The following is a 16,263-nucleotide window of genomic DNA, read 5'->3' as shown; positions in this document are numbered from 1 at the left end:
ACATTGCAAGGGGTGTGCCTAGTCGGTTGCAGGTATGTATTCGCCGTTTTTGCCCGATGCGGCCCGGCGGTGGCGCACCACAAAAAGGCAGTGTCTGGTGGTGGTGCGTGACGCTGCTCCGGAACGGGGCGCGCAACGTCGCTTGAGGCAAATCGTTAACTACCTACCGCTTGAGTCGGGTTACCGGTGGCGAAAATGGCCCACGACAACACCGATCCAGCGTTTTTAAAGGGAGTTCGCATGGCCATCAGATTATCGCGGGAACAACGCGCCGCCGGCTCAAACAGGGGCGCTGCCCGACTGCCGGCACTGAGCGACGCATTTGTGCATGAGGCGGATGCGGCTTATTGGGCACACAATAAAATTGGCGGACGCCGCGAACGAGAATACGGCGGCGTAATTGTGCGCGGGCCGACAGGGCTGTACCGCGCCACCGAACCACTGCCTGGCGACGACATGCAGTTCAATTTGCTCAAAGTACTCGCGCTTGGCGACGATGGGTATTACCAGCAGCCCAAGGGCTACACGTGCGTCGCGAGCTACCATTCACACCCGGCGCAACATGAGCGAATCGGGCAACGAAACCCGAGTTTTGATGCCCGAATGGTGAAGGCTTTCCTCGGATTTTTTTCGGGGTCGGACTTTTCTCACGATGTCGATGATCGACTGTTTTTCCAGGCGGCCTATCTCTCGGGGCCGGACGGCTCGCTGATTCGTTACGCGCCGAGTGGCTCGCCGCAAGAGCGCAGTTTTGCGTTGTGGCTGCGGGCGGGAAAGCCGGCGGGGAATAAGGTCGGGGTCTATGGTCCGTTCAGCGAGTTGGTGAAAAAAATCTCCACGCTGGGAGAACTCAGCCTGATCGTACCCACCGATTTGTGGGGTGGTTCGATGGGCGTCGTGCCGGCCGATTGGGTGGTGTTCGAACCCTTCACATCAACAGCCGTTACGAGCCAACCGCTGTACACATCGATTTGTGAGCGGGCGGAGGACGCAATCAAGGCCGCGCAAGCTGAGTCCGTTATCACCCCGGAGGGCCGCACATTCGGTTTTTTGCTCAAACACCGCAACGGCGAACACTACGTGGCAACTTTCCCCAGGGCCGAAAGCACGCCGTTGTTCTCTCCAAAGGGCACATTCCCGCACAAAGGCGATTACGAATGGGCGTTGCCTGCCAACTATGCCCTTGAAGCCATCTACTTCCGTTCGTCGCCTTCGCCCACCGAGACCAGCGCGCGGGAGCCCTGGTTGTATTCCACTTTTATTAAACCGGCCGAGCTGCTCGCAGCTATCTCTCAGGAAAGAGCTACCCGGATAAACCAGGAAACGAGCCGTGGGTTGCAGCTGTATGCGCTGGTCCCGGACGGCGCGCTGCTCAAACTCAAGGTGCCCGCTGTCAGTGCTGCCGGTGACCTGGCCCGGCAGAGTCCCGACGGTGTACTCGATGATAATGGGGCCGAGGCTGAGCTGGTGGCTGGTACGTTGACACCGCGTGATTACGTGCGCCGGGTGCTTGCCGTCACTGAGTTATCGGTGGTGTGGCGTGGTGCGCTGTGGCGCGATGTGGGCCCGGTGGACACGCGTTCGCCATTGCTTGCCGCGTTCCCCAACGCGACCTGGAACGGTCATTTCCGCACCGCCCATGATGCGGCGGTGTATGCCCATCTACAAATCGGCTCGCGGCGTGGCCGTTACTACGGTGGCTATATTCTCAAGAGTGAAGATGGGCGTTTTGTCGCAACGATCCCCCGGGAAAGTGCGAGCAACCCCTTTGACGGTACGCTGTTCTTCCCCTTGGGCGATCGCGGGCCGCTGATTCCGCAGGTGGGCTATGAGGTGCATGGGCGTTACGGTTCCCACCCGGCCTTGTCGATGGTCGACCCTGCGTGGGTCGAGGCGCGTGGCTGGACGCGCGAAGCGGCGATGATCAATTTGCAGGTGTTTTCCCCCGAGGAAACCGCCTCGATCATCGCTTCACAGCGCCCTGCCTATTTGTCGGCGGGGCAAGACTGCCTGCTGGCCTATACGCCGGGCGGCCCATCCTGGACAGGGCCGTTCGCCGATCCCTCGCTGACGCCTGCCCAGTGGGTCGTACGATTGGCGGCAAGCGGCGATCTGCGCGTGATAGAAGGCAATGCGTTATGGGGCCCACGGGCGAAGATTGGCAGTGACTGGATGCCCCATGCCACCTACTCTCAGCCTCTCGGCCCGCCCGAGTACGTCACCTACGGCGCCCTGTTCGGCACTGCCGATGCCGCCGCACGTAACCTGCATGCCCGCGTGCATGGGAGTAACCGGACAACCCAGGACTGTTTTGCGTTTGTCCTCAAGCACAAGGACCGGGAGCAATACATCGCCACCGAGGTGGTGTGTGTGGAGGGGGCCAATACGTTATTCAAACTCAATAGCCTGTTTGCCGTCGATGACGCCTCGGGCTTCCGGTTTCCTGAGGGGTTTGTATTGCATGCGTTGTTTCGCTCGCAGCACTGGCAACCCACGGGGCTGAGTACGAGCAGTGCGTGGTTGACGACTTACTTTGTGATGCCGATGGTGCTGTATGTCGCGGTGTACGATTCCGAACGCAGGGGGCGCCAATACAACAAGGGCACAAACCTGCCGGTGTATTTATCGACCCTGGACGGTGCGCTGCTCTGTTACTTGCCCGCGCCAATCGTTATCGGACAGGGCGGGCTGGTGGAAGCCGAATTTACGCAGGCTACTGCATTGCTGGCTTCGGGTCAGAAGACGTCGTTGGATTTTGTCCGCGAGTGGGCTAAACGTGGCCAGCTTCGCGTGGTGCGCACCAGCCAGTGCTGGGACAAGTTGGGCGTGGTGGGTGAAACCTGGTCGGGCTACGAGAACCTGGTGCGACGGCGATTGAGTCCTTCCTTCGCCAACCCCGATGACGCGATACGTCATGTCGCGGCGCAGGTGGGGCCGAGGCTGCGGCGTACCTATGGGGGCGTGGTCCTCAGGCTGGTCAATGGGCTGTTCGCGGCCACCGAGCCGCTGGTGGTGCCGCCCCGGGGGTTCACCACCGACTGGATTTACCCGAACCCAAGCATTTCGATGGGCCTGTACCCGCCCGGCAGTACCGTCGTAGCACGTTACTCCTCGCTGGTGGAACGGGAGGTGCCCATCCTGCTGTCGGCTTCCCAGAAAACCCTCTACACCTCCATGATCCCCAGTGCGGTACTGGCGAACCTGCTGTTTCATGAGGCGCATATCGGCAGCGAATATGTGTTTGGGCCCAACGGTTCGATACTCAGCTACGGAGCGTCCCAGTCTGCCGCGGAGTTGGCCCTAAAACGCGCTCTGGCCGCGCGTAACCTGGTGAGAGGCGACCTTGCCGACAACCAGATTGAGCAGGACATTCGCGAAGGGCGCCTGCTGCCGTCGGACTTTGTCACTCAAGTTGCCAAGGCCGGCACCCTGCGTGTGGTTGAGGACAGCCCGATGTGGGGGCCGGCCAGGACGCTCAAGGGCACGTTTGTTCCCTCCGTCCTGCGACCTGGTCCATTGTCGATCCGAGCCACGAGCGCGGACCCACGCTATAGCCCGATATTTACCCAGGCATTTGACGCGGTGCGGCACGTTCACTTGCAGTACCGCGCCGATACACAGGTGAAGTTTGGCTATGTGTTCAAGTCACAGAAAAAACCGCTGTACATGGCCACCATGCCACTGGTGCGGGAAAACTACGCCCATCTTGCGCAGGTGTTCATCGATGGCCTCTTACCCCAAGGTTTCAGGCTGGAAGGGTTTTACTTGTGCGCTCACGATGAGCCATTCACCGAACCTGGCGATGAGATGGTGTATAGCTTCTTCAGCCCGCAGGACATTGCCAATGCCCTGAACTTCCTCAAGACATCCGGCAATGGACGTATCTCTCCTTTGTACCTGATGTGTGCCGACGGCGCGTTGCTCAGCTATCAGTTGACGGCGCAGAAAGCGGTATTTGGCTTGATGAATAAGGCGCGTAGCGCACGAACCCGCTTGCTGGAGGGTTCCCTGAGTGGGCGTGACTACATCCTCGACCTGGCGACCAAGGGGGAGCTGTATATCCGTGTGACAAGCCGCATCTGGGGCAAGAAGCAACGCGTGACGGAGCGATGGCATCCCCAGTTACCGCCCGACAGCGCCATCAGCGATCCGCACTTTCATTCGTTTTGTGGCCCGCTGTTCGGTCATATCGATGACGCGGCCCGGTCGGCGCTGAGCCGGGTGGGGGCATTCGCCGCAAAAGAGTACATAGGCGCAGTAATGGCGCCGCCCGAAACAGCCGGCTATGTGGCGTTGGACCCGGTGGAAGACGCTGACTGGGGCATTGGCAGCCCGAACAGCCTGGATTTGTTGTTCTGGTCCGATAAGCAGGGTTTCTATGTGCTTCCCACGCATTTGCTATCCACGTACAGCATCGTGGCGATACACGCGTTCTACAAAACGATTGCCTCGACGGTGAGCCGTGAGCTCATTGACCAGGACCTGCTGCAGAGCTTTGTCTCCACGCATGACCTGCGGCGCTATGTGGAGGTGCTGCAGCGCAATTTGCCGCAGGCCCAAAGTTGCTACCTGAGCTGCCGGGGCGGCGCGTTGCTCAAGTACGTGCCCAGTTTCTCCACCCAGGAAACCGCACTGCTGCAACCCAGCTTACCGCCCACCCCCAGCAAGTTAGTGAGTCAACTGAGAAGAGTCGGCCAACTCTCAGTGCTGGACACTGACGCGTTCTGGACACACCAGGGTGCCCTCGGTGAAGAGTGGCAAGTCGAGGACGTGCAGCACCAACCGGAGGATCAGGACGTGCTTGAGCACGATGAGCTCTGACGGTGCGTCTGGGCAATTGTCCAGCGCAGCGGCCTGAAGGCAAGGCGTCAGCGCTTGCGCATCAGCCCGATAAAAAACAGCCCGCCGATGGCCGCCGTGGCCACGCCGATGGGCAGGTCTTCAGGCGCGATCATTGTGCGGGCAGCCACATCGACCCATACCAGAAACACACTGCCCAGCAGCACGCACACCGGCAATAACCGCCGGTGTTCAGCGCCCACAAGACGCCGGGCAATGTGCGGCACCATCAGCCCGACAAAGCCGATGGAGCCGCTGATGGACACCAGCACGCCCGTCATCAGCGAGGCGATCAGGAACACCTTCAAGCGCACATTGCGCGCGTTCAGGCCCAGGGTCACGGCGGTCTGCTCACCGGCCATCAGCGCGTTCAACGGACGCGCCATGCCCAGCAGCAACACCAGCCCCAGCAACACCGTAGCGAAGGGAATTGCCAGCAACTCCCAACGCGCCAGACCGAGGCCGCCGAGCATCCAGAACATCACTGCCGATGCCGCGCGGTGGTCGCCCATGAACAGCAGCAAGTTAGCCACCGCCATCATCACGAACGACACCGCCACGCCACACAGCAGCAGTCGGTCACTCTCCAGCCGACCGTTGCGACTGGCCACTGCCAGCACCACGATCATGCTCAGCAACGCACCGATGAACGCCGCGATGGGCAGGGTCAGCAAGCCGATCACTTCACCCACATGCAGCACCACGATCACCGCGCCGAGGGTGGCGCCGGAGGTCACGCCCAGCAGGTGCGGGTCGGCCAGCGGGTTGCGGGTGACGGCCTGCAACACCGCCCCGATCAACGCCAGCCCGGCGCCCACCAGGGCACCGAGCAACATGCGCGGCACTCGGATCAGCCACACGATATGTTCCTGCCCCGCGCTCCAGTCCACCTCGCCCATGCCGAAGGCTTTATGCAGCAAAATCCGCCACACCACGTCCACCGGCACCCGCGCCGAGCCGAACCCCAGCGAGACCACGCACGAGATCAGCAACAACGCGCCAAGGGCACTCAGCAGCAGGGCATAGCGACGGGTGATCATTCGCCGTGGAACCCCTTGGCCAGGGTTTCAACCGCCAGCACGTTGTCGATGCCGGGCGTGGCTTGGACGTAGGGGATCACGATAAAGCGCTGGTTCTTGATGGCGTCCACCGATTGCAGGGCCGGGTTGTTCAGCAGGAACTGCTCTTTTTGGTCGGCGGTGATTTCGCTGTAGTCGACGATCACGATGACCTGCGGGTTGCGCTCCACCACGGTTTCCCAATTGACGCGGGTCCAGCTGGCGTCCACGTCGTCGAGGATATTGCGCCCGCCGGCGGCGTCGATCAGCGCTTGGGGCATGCCCAGGCGGCCGGAGGTCATGGCGCGGTCTTCACCGCTGTCGTAGAGGAACACGCGAGGTTTTTCGGCGGGCAGGGTTTTCTGTACTTCGGCCACTTGCCCCTGCATCTGTGCGATCAGGGCATTGGCGCGGTCCTGCACATCGAAGATCTTGCCCAGGTTGCGCAGGTCGTTATAGGTGTCTTCCAGCGTGGCGGCCGGGCGCTTCATCACGAAGGCGCAGGACTCGGTCAGCTCATAGACGTTGATGCCCAAGGGTTGCAGGGTTTGCGGGGTGAGGTCGCCACCGACGCGCATGCCGTAGTCCCAGCCGGCGAAGAAGAAATCTACGTTGGCATTCAGCAGGGTTTCCACCGACGGGTACTTGCTCGCAAGCTCCGGCAGGCCGTCGAGGATCTGCGCCATTTGCGGGGTCACCGACTTCCAGCCGGTGACCCCGCTGTAGCCGGCCATGTGCGACTTGAGCCCCAGGGCGAGCATCATCTGGGTCATGTTGATGTCATGGCTGACCGCGTGCTTGGGTGCCTCGGCGAAGGTCACTTCGCGGTTGCAGCTCTGGATTTTCAGCGGGTAACGGGTCGCTTCGGCGAACGCCTGGGAAGTGCCGAGCAACAAAGCGAGAGACAGCAGGGAGCGCAGGATCATGGTTGGGTTATCCAGGTGATTCGGGGGTAGCCGGACAAGGGGTGGGTGTCGATCAATGCTTCAACGCCGAACACTTCGCGCAGCAGTTCGGCGGTCAGCACTTCATGAGGTGTGCCGCTGGCGACGATGCGCCCGTGGTTGATCACGTACAGGCGATCACAGAACGCGGCGGCCAGGTTCAGGTCGTGGATGCTCGCCAGGGTGCCGATGTTCAGGCGCTTGACCAGTTGCAGCAACTGCAGCTGGTAGCGTGGGTCGAGGTGGTTGGTCGGCTCGTCGAGGATCAGCAATTGCGGTTGCTGGGCCAGGGCGCGGGCGAGGATCACCCGTTGCTTCTCACCGCCCGACAGGGTGGCGAAGGCATGGTCTTCAAAGCCCAGCAGGCCGACGTTTTCGAGGGCCTGGCGGATCAGGTCCTGGTCTTCAACCGTGTCGCTGTCGAACAGGCCCTTGTGAGGTGTGCGGCCCATGGCGACCACTTCATCCACCCGCAGGCCGAATGCATCGGGAAACTCCTGGAGCACCACGGCGATACGCTGCGCGCACCACTTCGAGGATTGCTTCCACACATTCTGGTGTTCCAGCAGCACCTCGCCCTCGGCCGGTTTGCTGAACCGATAGGCACAGCGCAGCAGGCTGGTCTTGCCGCTGCCGTTGGGGCCGATCAGGCCGACAAACTCACCGGCGCTCACGTGCAGGCTGGCGTCACGCAGTTGGAACTGGTGATGACAGTGCTCGTGGCCTGGCGGGGTCCAGGCGAGGTCGGTGAGGTTGAGTGAGGTCATCTTTACTCTCAGGTTCGATACGGGCCCCTGTGGGAGCTGGCAAGCCAGCTCCCACACTGGATTCTCGTTGCTTTAGAAGGTGTAGTCCGCTGTCACGAAGAACGAGCGCGGCTCGCCAAGGATCCATTGCTGGCCGTTATTGTATTGGCTGACGGCGTAGGTGCGGTCGAACAGGTTATTCAATTGCAGGCCCAATGTCGTGTTGCGCATGGCTTTCCATGACACGCTGGCGTCGACCACGGTGTAGCTTGGCACTTCGCTGGTGTTGGCGGTGTCGGCATAACGCGCGTCAACGTAGCGCACACCGGCACCGGCACGCACGTCGTCAGTGATCGCTTTGCTCAGCCACAGGTTGGCGGTGCGGCGCGGGACGTCGGTGGGGCGGTTGCCGTCGCGGGACACAGCCTGGCCGTTGACCACTTCGGAGAAGTCGTCGTACTGCGCCCGCACGATGGCCGCGTTGGCTTGCAGTTGCCAGGCGTTGGGCAGTTGCAGGTCAAGGCTGGCTTCCAGGCCGTTGGAGGATTGTTGGCCGACTTGTTCCTTGAGGTCGGTGCCTGGCACATCGGTCAGTAGTTTTTTCTTGATGATGTGGTAGGCCGCCAGGGTCCATTCGCCACGGGAATCCCAGAAGGCCTGCTTGATGCCGATTTCAGTCTGCTTGGCGGTCGACAGGCCGAACTGCTGCTGGCTCGGGCTCAGCGTGATCAGGCTGCCTACGCCATCGGTGCTGGTGGCGTACTGGCCGTAGACCGAGGTGTCCGGGGTGATCGCGTAGACCAGGCCGGCTTTCCAGTTGTTGCCGGTGAAGGTCTTGTTGGAGTCGCTGTTGTTCTGTGTCAGGTCTTCACGATCGATGTGCAGATAGTCGCGGCGCACGCCGGTGATCAGCGACAGTTTGTCGGTCAGTTGCAGGCGGTTTTCGGCGAACGCGGCAAGCTGTTTGGTGGTGCTGACGGACTGTGGAATGAACGGGCTGGCGCTTTCAAACGGCTGCGGCACCGGATGCAGAATGTCCACCGGTTGGCCGTCGGTCAGGTCATTGAACGGCGAGTTGCTGGCCAGGCGGAAGCGAATGCGGTTGTACTCGACGCCTGTCACGGTCTGGCTGTCGAGGCCGAACAACGTGTGCTTGAAGGTAAAGGTCTGGCGGTCGCCGACCTGTTCCTGGTTGTGCTTGATGCCCAGGTAGCTCTGGCGCACCAGGCCGCCGTCGACAAAGTTGTAGCTCTCGGCGTTCTGCCAGCGGCGCTGGTTTTTCAGGTAGGACAGTTCGTTGGTGGCGGTGACGTTGTCGTTGATCTGCCACTCGCTGGTCAGGCGCGTCCACTGGTCGTTGTAATGCTGGATATCGTTGCTGACGTTGTAGTTCTTGTCCCGCAGGCCCTTGTGCAACTGGCCGTTGATCAGCGGCGTGCCGTAATCGTTTTGCGGGATCTGGTCGCCGTAGTCGGTGGCCAGGGTGAAGCTCAGGTTGTCGGCTGCCTGCCAGCGCAGGGCACCGCTGACGAAGTCGCTTGCGGACTCGCCACGGTCGATAAAACCATTGCTGCGCAGGCGGTTGATGTTCAGGCGGTAGCTCAGGGTATCGGTCAGCGAGCCGCCGCTGTCCAGGGCTTGCTGCTGGCGATCATAAGAACCGTAGCCCAGGCGGATATGGTTTTCGATCTCGCCCTCGAAAGGTTTCTTCGGGATGGTGTTGATCACTGCGCCGGTGGCGCCCTGGCCATACATCACCGAGGCCGGACCGCGCAGTACATCCACGCGCTCCACGGACCAGGTGTCGACCGGGAAAGTGGACGTGCCCGCGCCATCGAACATGCGGGCGCCGTCGTAGAGTTGCAGTACCGAACTCTGGCCGGTGAAACCGCGCGCCGACAATGAGGTGCCGCCGTCGCCAGGTGTGCCGGTGCGGCTGATGCCGGTGGCCCGGGAAATGGCGTCCTGCACCGTGGCGTCGCCCCGTGCGCGGATCTGTTCGCCGGTCTGGCTCTCAACGCTGCCCGGAGTTTGCAGGGCTGTGAGGTTCAGGCGCGAACCAGCCGTGGTCGGGGTGTTCAGGTCGACGCGTTCATCGTCCACCGCAGGCGCGGTGACGGGGCTGGCTGGGAGAGTCAGAGCCTGGGCGCTGTTATGCAGGGCGAGCAGGCACAGGCCGGACGCAAGGTACTTGTTCATCGGACGATAAATCGCTTCTTCGAGGCGGTACTTGCCGCAGGGCGCGGCAAGCCGGGAATATACAGCAAGTGTTATACTATAACACTTGCCATGGCGTGGGTGAAAGCCCGCGCAAGACTACCTAACGCCTCTATATAGGGCATCTCGCCTGTTTCATGCCGAACCTGAGGCAGATTCACGTTGTGCAAAAAGGCGTGAAAGCACCAGGCGGTCCAGTGCCCAGACCACGATCAGCGAGGCGCCCACCAGCGGAAAGACAATCGCCAGCCCGAGCATGATCGCCATCGCGGTTTTCCACTTCGGCAAGTCATGGCGCAACGGCGGAACCCCCAGGCCGCCCTGTGGCCGGCGCTTCCACCAGATCACCAGGCCGCTGACGGCACTGAGCAAAATCATCAGGCAAATCAGCAGCACGATGATCTGATTGACCACGCCGAACATCTTGCCCTCATGCAGCATCACGCCGGATTCGGTGACCCGCGCCACGGTGTTGTAGTGCTCCCAACGCACATCGGCCAGGACCTTGCCGGTGTATTGGTCCACATGCAGGGTGGCGTCGTTGCGCGGGTCGTTGGCGAACACCGCGATGGTGAACACGCCTTCGGCGGTGGTGGGGAAGGTGATGCTATAGCCGGGATCGACGTTGCGCGAGCGCGCCAGTTCCGTGACGTGTTGCAGGCTGATGGTGGGCGCTGCCGGGCCTTTGGTCATGCCGCCATGCTTCATGTGCTCGGCGTGGTCGCCGGACATCGGCATTGGTGTGTTTTCCATGGCCCACGGCACGGTCTGCTGGCTTGCCGTATTGAGGATGCGGGCCTGCTGGTCGGACTGCGGGACGTTGTTCCACATCGCCGCCGGAAATTTATTCCACAGCTCGGCGTATTGCTTGCCCCAGAAGCCGGTCCAGGTCATGCCGCTGAGCAGCATCACCAGCAGAAAGGCCGCACCCCAGAAACCGGCGACCGCGTGCAAATCGCGCCAGAACAAGCGACCGCGACTGCCCATTCGTGGCCACAGAATGCCCGCCGCCGACTTGCCCCGCGGCCACCACAAATACAGGCCAGAAATCACCAGCATCACGCCCCAGCCGGCGGCCAGTTCCACCAGGCGATCGCCGACGGTGCCGATCATCAACTCGCCGTGCAGCGCACGGGCGATGGCCTGCAGATTTTTCTTGGCGTCCTGTTCGCCGAGGACGGTGCCGCGATAGGGGTCGACGAATACGCTCACTTCGTGCCCGTCGTTTTGCATGACGAATTGCGCGCTGCTGGTGGCGTCGGCCGGCGGCAGGTACTTGCTGATCTTGCCTTGTGGGTAGGCGGCCTGGGCGCGTTGCAGTTGCTCGTCGGCACTCAATGCGTGCTCGGCGCTTTGCACGGTCAGCAGGTGGCCGTACATCAGCGGGTCGAGCTGGGGCTTGAACAGATAGATGATGCCGGTCAGGGCCAGCAGCACCATGAACGGCGCGACAAACAGCCCGGCGTAGAAATGCCAGCGCCAGGCCAGGTTGTAGAAGGAAATCTTCGGTGGGTTCATCAGGGTGTGCTCCGCAAAGGCTTGGATTTTTTGTGTTATCGAGGACGCCATCGCGGGCAAGCCCGCTCCCACAGGGGAATGCATTTCAACTGTGGGCGCTGGCTTGCCTGCGATGCTCTTAGAAGCTCATGTCCACCTTGGTCCAGAGCGTGCGCCCCGGTTCCTTGATGGCTTGGGGGTCATTGGCCGGGTAGCCGAACCCGGCGTTGCCGGCCAGGTTCAGGTGCTCGGCGTACGCCTTGCCGAACAGGTTGTCGACGCCGGTGCTGACCTTGAAATTCTTATTGATGCGATACGCCGCGTTCAGCGAGAACACGCCAAACCCCGAGCTCTTGTCGAAGTCCTTGCCGACTACGTTGCCCTTGTTCTGGTCGATACGGTTTTGCGCCGCGACCACCCGCCACAAGGCGCCGGCGCTCCAGTCGTCCTGGCTGTAGGTCAGCCCGAAACGCGCATCCAGCGGCGGAATCTGTGGCAGTGGCTTGCCGTCGCTGCTGTTCTTGCCCCAGGCGTAGGCGAAGGTGGCATCGGCCTTCCAGTTGGCGGTCAGCTTGTACGCCGCGCCCAGTTCACCGCCCATGATTCGTGCGTCGACGTTGCGCGCCTGTGAGGTGGTGCCCATCATTCCCGGTTGGTAGTCGAACAGGATGAAATCCCGCACCTGGCCGACGTAGGCCGAAGCCCAGGCGTCGAGGTCGGCGGATTTGTATTGCAGGCCGAAATCCAGCTGGGTGGTTTTTTCGGGCTTCACGCCGTCGAAGGCATTCACAGACCCCACCGCGCCGGTGTTCGGCGAAAACAGCTCCCAGTAGTCCGGGAAACGCTCTGAGTGGCCCAGGCCCGCGTACACGGTGGTCGGGCTGTCGGCCAGGTCGTGCTCATAGCGCACGAAGCCCGACGGCAGCGTGTCGGCGCGGGTTTTATCGGCAGTAGGGTTGGGGCTGCTCATCATCCCTGAGTCGATGGTTTGCCGGAAATCCTTGGCCGAAGCACGGTCCACACGGGCGCCGGTGATCAGGCGGTCGCGGTCGGCGGCGTACCAGGTCAGCTCGCCGAACACGCCGTAGTTGTGGAAGTTGGCGTCCTTGCTGCGGGGCAGGTCCTTGTAGGTGTCGACGCCCATGGCGCTGCGTTCGCGGTGCTCGTTGGTTTGCGCATCGATGCCGCTGATCAACTGCACATCGGCCCAGCGCCAGGTGGCCTTGATGCGTGCGCCGAGGGTGCGGCGATCGACGTTGGCCGCCATGGGGCCGGCCATCATCCCGGTGCCCGACGGGACGCGCAGGGTGTAGTTGTCCATCACGTGGTCGGCGTAGTTGTAGTAGACCTGCGCCTCGACCTTGTCCAGTACCTCGCCGATGTTCGACTTCTCGAAGCGCAGCCCGAGGCTTTCCCGCAGAAACTGCGAGCCGTCCATGCCGCGCCCGGCGTAACGCGCCTCGCCGTCGCCACGGCCGGCGGTGAGTTCCAGCAGAGTGTCGGCGTCCGGGGTCCAGCCCACGGCCACGTCGCCATTCCACTTGTCGTAGCGCGAGGCGACGGTGTCGTTGTTGCCGTCCTTGTAGTCATCGGCGTGGGCCTGGTTGCCGATCACTCGCACATAACCCAATGGCCCGCCGGCTGCCGCGTCGACGACTTTATCGAAGCGCCCGTTGGAGCCCGCCAGGATGCTTGCGTTGACCCGTGTACCCAAGGTGCCGAACTGCTCGGGCTCGCGCTCGAACAGAATCGTGCCGGCGGAAGCGCCCGGGCCCCAGAGTACGGTTTGTGGGCCCTTGATCACGGTCAGCTTGTCGTAGGTTTCCGGCGAGATGTAGGAGGTGGGCGCGTCCATCCGGCCGGGGCAGGCACCGAGCATCATGCTGCCGTTGGTGAGGATATTCAGGCGCGAGCCGAACATGCCGCGCAGTACCGGGTCGCCATTGGTGCCGCCGTTGCGCACCAGGGCAAAGCCGGGGATGGTCTTGAGGTAGTCGCCGCCATCGCTGGCGGGCACCGGTTGGCGCGGGTCTTTCGGGTTGGTGACGATCGTCAGTGGCGAGCTGGGGGCGATCGCGGTGATCACCGTCGGGCTCAGTTCAGTGTCAGCCTGATCGGCGTGGGCCTGTGGAACCAGCAGCGCGCCGCACAGAACGGCGAAGACGGGAGTGCATCCCAAACGGGTGTCAGCAGAAAACCTGGACATGAAAAATTCCATCAATCAGTCGTAAACAACACGGCCAGCAGCCTGCGGCTGTCTTTTTGAAAGTCGGCCGGTGTGAAGTAACGGTGTGAAGTGCTTACGCGATGATGGGTGGCGCGCGGCTGCGGGCGCCGGGGAACACGGTTTGCCGGGCATGGCCCAGGCGTGGGGCGGGGGTGAGGGCGTTGGCGGGCGGTGGGCTGCCGAGGGTGACAAACGACACGCTGCCAGGCAGCGCCGGGCAACTGAAAAGCAGGCTGCAATAGCCGCACTTTTCCCACAGCACGTGGTGTTCGTCGGGGGCCTTTTGAGGTTTTGCGTCGCCATGGCAGCTCGGCATGTCCATGGACATTGCCATCGACATACCGGCGTGATGATCCATCGGCATCGCTTGGGAAATCAGCGGACCGATAAAGATCATCAGCATGGCGAACAGGCTGATCCAGCTGCCGCGCATAAGGCTCATCGGCTTACGGCGGTGTGCGGGCAACCTGGCGCGTGGGGCGCCCATCAAGGTTTATCTACTGGGCGTGCATGTGCTCGTGGCCGGCCATGGGCGGTTGCTTCTGCACCGACACTTCCACCTTCACGGGGCCGGCCTTCTCGAAATTCAGGGTCAGCGGGAAATGCTGGCCGTCGCGCAATACGCTGCGGTCCTTCAGGTCCAGCAGCATCACGTGGTAGGCCATGGGGGCGAACGTCAGGTCACCTTTGGCCGGCACCGCGACGCTGGTCACCTGTTGCATCTTCATCAGGTCGCCCTGCATCACATGCTCATGCAGCTCGGCCTTGGCGGCCACGGGCGTGTCGACGCTGAGCAGGCGGTCCGCATGCTCGCCCTGGTTATGAATCACGAAATACGCCGCGACGGTCGGCGCGTTGGGCGGCAGTTCCTGAGACCAGGGTTCGCTGACCACCAGTTCGCCGACCTTGAAGTCTTCGGCATTGGCAGCAGCACACACCGGCAGCAACAACGCAGCCAGAAGCAGGGAAGATTTGAGCATGGCAGTTCTCCAGAACGGTTCTAAACGCAGTTCACTTGCGAAGAAATCAGACCGTTGGAGAGGCGCGGGGGTTAAGGCTCGGCCATTGCTGGCGCGGGGCAGGGGATTGCAATGACGGCGGCGGCAGGTCTTGCACTGCGTCGAATCGTGCGAAATACAGTGTTGGCGAATGCCCCGGCAGCGCCACCAACGGCGCCGAGCCCGAGCAGCACCAGCAATGCTGCATGGTGGAGTGATCGTCCTGCTGCGGCGCCGGAATCTCCAGCTTGCCCAGGGCAATGGCCGTCAGCTTGTTGGCATTGGAGGAGCAGAAACTGCCCCATAGCAATTGCTTGACCGGGTCATCCGCCTGCTGCATCGCACCCGCCAGCGGCATGGCAAACGCATTGAACAGCACTGCAAGGCAGGCTATCCAGGCAATTGCAAAGCGTTGACGGGCCATGGCGGACAATCCGTAGGGTTAAGCGATCAGGTGGGTATTTAGCCTGATCGGGGGGGATAAGTAAAAAGGGACGGTGTGGTTTGGTGTCGCAGTGCTGGGTTTGAGGATAGACGGGAACTGAGGGATTGTATTCGGCTATTGCCTGGTATTCAGCCTGCGGGTTGCTCGGGCAATGGTCTCTCGCGCTGTGCTGACCAATGAGCCATCGCCTGGGTCTTCTTCGATGCAGGCTTCCAGATAAGAGTCGATCTCTTCTTGTGTACGTAGATGGTTGGCAGCATCGAAACGCGTGAACTGTGTCTTTGTGTCAGGCAGGCATTGGGCTTTTTCCAGCCATTGGTTCAATCGTTCTGCGACTTCGGGCTCATCCGATTTAGGGGCTTCCGCTTCAAGGCCAATCGCGTGCGCAAGCTCGGGATTCGCGATTATGTGTTCGATAATCGTATGTTCAGCAGGTCGAGTTAAGCGTCGGGGATGGGATTTTTCAGTCATGCGATGAACCTCATGTTTAACGTCGGTGGACGAAATGTTGAAGATCATCGCCAAGGGAATACTTATTCCGGTAGTCAGCGGGTTCTGGTGTCTGTGTAGGCAGCTTCTCATTGGGCCCCCATGTAACCTGGATACGGGAATGCTCCACAGAAATTTCCGACAGCGATTGGCGGTTGTCCTTGGGAAACTCAATCTCTAGTCTCCGTACACCGCTGCAAACTCAGCGGGCGGGCGTCGCGGCCCGGATTCCTGTAGGCGCTAAGCGCCATCGTCTGCTTTCAGTTGGCGCTTTTTTATCGTCTACTGTGCGGCGCTATGGTGGCTGTGCGCGGGATACCTTCGGGTATGCCGGGTTGCCTAGGGACCGGTCCGCGAACCTGCGCACAGCTGCCACCCTCCATCGCGTCGCGGCGATCAGTGGCAGCTCCACTTCCCTTAGGAGCTTCACAATGATTAAACCTACCCCAAATCCCCCTTTTCGGCTGTTCACCGTAACCGACGGAATCAGCACCGAAGACCTGCTGGTCAACCTCATCGAAACACTTGCCTCGGCCAACGCGCTGAGTTGCGACTTGGCGTTTAGCCTGGAAGGATCGAAGCGAGAGGAATTGCTGGGCGTTGCTCAGTTGATCGAACTGGCGGAGTTGCTGGCTGATCGGGTGCACGATGCTGCCGAACAGGCGGCCGCCACGCGGAGCTGACAGCGCGACGCAAATCAGTGTGGGAGCTGGCTTGCCTGCGATGGCATCGCTGCGGTGTATCTGAACGACCGCGTCGTCTGTATCGCAGGCAAGCCAGCTCCCACCTTTGTTTCGTGTTGC

General features: G+C 61.7%; 12 protein-coding genes. 2 read left to right on the top strand and 10 right to left on the bottom strand.

The window, feature by feature from the left end:
* Positions 1-195: 195 nt before the first annotated feature.
* Complete coding sequence (locus M2400_RS03660; protein ID WP_259195326.1) at positions 196-4,821, top strand: DUF4329 domain-containing protein; 4,626 nt, start codon at positions 196-198, stop codon at positions 4,819-4,821.
* A gap of 47 nt (positions 4,822-4,868) precedes the next feature.
* On the opposite strand, the gene M2400_RS03655 is transcribed toward M2400_RS03660, so the two are convergent.
* The 10 genes from M2400_RS03655 to M2400_RS03610 all read right to left on the bottom strand — a co-directional run bounded on the left by M2400_RS03655 (position 4,869) and on the right by M2400_RS03610 (position 15,496).
* Positions 4,869-5,879, bottom strand: coding sequence for an iron ABC transporter permease (locus M2400_RS03655; RefSeq protein ID WP_177041373.1), 1,011 nt, complete (start codon positions 5,877-5,879; stop codon positions 4,869-4,871).
* On the bottom strand, positions 5,876-6,823 hold the full coding sequence (locus M2400_RS03650; RefSeq protein WP_177041375.1) for an ABC transporter substrate-binding protein: 948 nt from the start codon (positions 6,821-6,823) through the stop codon (positions 5,876-5,878). The genes M2400_RS03655 and M2400_RS03650 overlap by 4 nt, the downstream gene beginning before the upstream one ends.
* Complete coding sequence (locus M2400_RS03645) at positions 6,820-7,608, bottom strand: ABC transporter ATP-binding protein (protein WP_177041377.1); 789 nt, start codon at positions 7,606-7,608, stop codon at positions 6,820-6,822. The genes M2400_RS03650 and M2400_RS03645 overlap by 4 nt, the downstream gene beginning before the upstream one ends.
* Before the next feature lie 72 nt (positions 7,609-7,680).
* The gene (locus M2400_RS03640; RefSeq protein ID WP_259195327.1) at positions 7,681-9,786 is read right to left on the bottom strand and encodes a TonB-dependent siderophore receptor; all 2,106 of its coding nucleotides are present in this window, start codon (positions 9,784-9,786) and stop codon (positions 7,681-7,683) included.
* 153 nt (positions 9,787-9,939) lie between these two features.
* Positions 9,940-11,322, bottom strand: coding sequence for a PepSY domain-containing protein (locus tag M2400_RS03635; protein WP_259195328.1), 1,383 nt, complete (start codon positions 11,320-11,322; stop codon positions 9,940-9,942).
* A 118-nt stretch (positions 11,323-11,440) separates the two neighbouring features.
* Positions 11,441-13,507, bottom strand: coding sequence for a TonB-dependent copper receptor (locus M2400_RS03630; protein WP_259195329.1), 2,067 nt, complete (start codon positions 13,505-13,507; stop codon positions 11,441-11,443).
* A gap of 94 nt (positions 13,508-13,601) precedes the next feature.
* On the bottom strand, positions 13,602-13,961 hold the full coding sequence (locus tag M2400_RS03625; protein WP_177041381.1) for a DUF2946 domain-containing protein: 360 nt from the start codon (positions 13,959-13,961) through the stop codon (positions 13,602-13,604).
* Between the two features lie 64 nt (positions 13,962-14,025).
* Positions 14,026-14,508: a copper chaperone PCu(A)C gene (locus M2400_RS03620; protein WP_076017993.1), complete on the bottom strand. Its 483-nt coding sequence runs from the start codon at positions 14,506-14,508 to the stop codon at positions 14,026-14,028.
* A 46-nt stretch (positions 14,509-14,554) separates the two neighbouring features.
* On the bottom strand, positions 14,555-14,950 hold the full coding sequence (locus M2400_RS03615; RefSeq protein ID WP_259195330.1) for a DUF2946 domain-containing protein: 396 nt from the start codon (positions 14,948-14,950) through the stop codon (positions 14,555-14,557).
* Between the two features lie 135 nt (positions 14,951-15,085).
* The gene (locus M2400_RS03610) at positions 15,086-15,496 is read right to left on the bottom strand and encodes a DNA-binding protein (RefSeq protein WP_259195331.1); all 411 of its coding nucleotides are present in this window, start codon (positions 15,494-15,496) and stop codon (positions 15,086-15,088) included.
* Positions 15,497-15,891: 395 nt separating this feature from the next.
* Between M2400_RS03610 and M2400_RS03605 the strand changes: the two genes are divergently transcribed.
* Entirely contained in the window at positions 15,892-16,143 is a 252-nt protein-coding gene (locus M2400_RS03605; RefSeq protein WP_177041387.1) for a DUF6124 family protein, read from the top strand.
* Positions 16,144-16,263: the final 120 nt, after the last annotated feature.

The sequence above is a fragment of the Pseudomonas sp. BIGb0558 genome, assembly GCF_024807515.1.
In the GTDB taxonomy this organism is placed as follows: Bacteria; Pseudomonadota; Gammaproteobacteria; order Pseudomonadales; family Pseudomonadaceae; genus Aquipseudomonas; species Aquipseudomonas yamanorum_A.
This window is presented reverse-complemented; position numbering and strand designations above follow the sequence as displayed.

Coding starts and splice junctions, on each gene's coding strand:
- M2400_RS03660 (WP_259195326.1), top strand. CDS start 196: ATGGCCCACGACAACACCGATCCAGCGTTTTTAAAGGGAGTTCGCATG.
- M2400_RS03655 (WP_177041373.1), bottom strand. CDS start 5,879: ATGATCACCCGTCGCTATGCCCTGCTGCTGAGTGCCCTTGGCGCGTTG.
- M2400_RS03650 (WP_177041375.1), bottom strand. CDS start 6,823: ATGATCCTGCGCTCCCTGCTGTCTCTCGCTTTGTTGCTCGGCACTTCC.
- M2400_RS03645 (WP_177041377.1), bottom strand. CDS start 7,608: ATGACCTCACTCAACCTCACCGACCTCGCCTGGACCCCGCCAGGCCAC.
- M2400_RS03640 (WP_259195327.1), bottom strand. CDS start 9,786: ATGAACAAGTACCTTGCGTCCGGCCTGTGCCTGCTCGCCCTGCATAAC.
- M2400_RS03635 (WP_259195328.1), bottom strand. CDS start 11,322: ATGAACCCACCGAAGATTTCCTTCTACAACCTGGCCTGGCGCTGGCAT.
- M2400_RS03630 (WP_259195329.1), bottom strand. CDS start 13,507: ATGTCCAGGTTTTCTGCTGACACCCGTTTGGGATGCACTCCCGTCTTC.
- M2400_RS03625 (WP_177041381.1), bottom strand. CDS start 13,961: ATGCGCGGCAGCTGGATCAGCCTGTTCGCCATGCTGATGATCTTTATC.
- M2400_RS03620 (WP_076017993.1), bottom strand. CDS start 14,508: ATGCTCAAATCTTCCCTGCTTCTGGCTGCGTTGTTGCTGCCGGTGTGT.
- M2400_RS03615 (WP_259195330.1), bottom strand. CDS start 14,950: ATGGCCCGTCAACGCTTTGCAATTGCCTGGATAGCCTGCCTTGCAGTG.
- M2400_RS03605 (WP_177041387.1), top strand. CDS start 15,892: ATGATTAAACCTACCCCAAATCCCCCTTTTCGGCTGTTCACCGTAACC.